1 protein-coding gene is annotated in these 249 nt (G+C 59.4%); it reads left to right on the top strand.

The window, feature by feature from the left end:
* The coding region (locus ACCC94_RS30420; protein ID WP_413353262.1) for a helix-turn-helix transcriptional regulator at positions 1 to 249 on the top strand (249 nt) is incomplete at both ends.

The following is a 249-nucleotide window of genomic DNA, read 5'->3' as shown; positions in this document are numbered from 1 at the left end:
ACCAGAACCCGGCCATCACCGTAGAGCAACTTGCCGCCGCGCTCAATATGACGCCGCGCACGCTGCACCGAAAAATGCGCGACCTGCTGCAGGAGAGCCCGAAAAGTTTCATCACTCGTGTGCGCATTGAGAGCGCGATTACACTGCTTGAAGTGCCCGGCAACAGCGTCAGCCAGGTGGCCTTTGCCTGCGGATATCAGGATGAGACGGTTTTCAGACGGGCGTTCAGCGCGGTGACCGGTATGTCAC

Source organism: Pseudomonas sp. Pseusp97 (assembly GCF_047304025.1).
Taxonomy (GTDB): Bacteria; Pseudomonadota; Gammaproteobacteria; order Pseudomonadales; family Pseudomonadaceae; genus Pseudomonas.
Note: the sequence above shows the minus strand (reverse complement) of the source record. Positions and strands in the feature narration are given on the sequence as shown.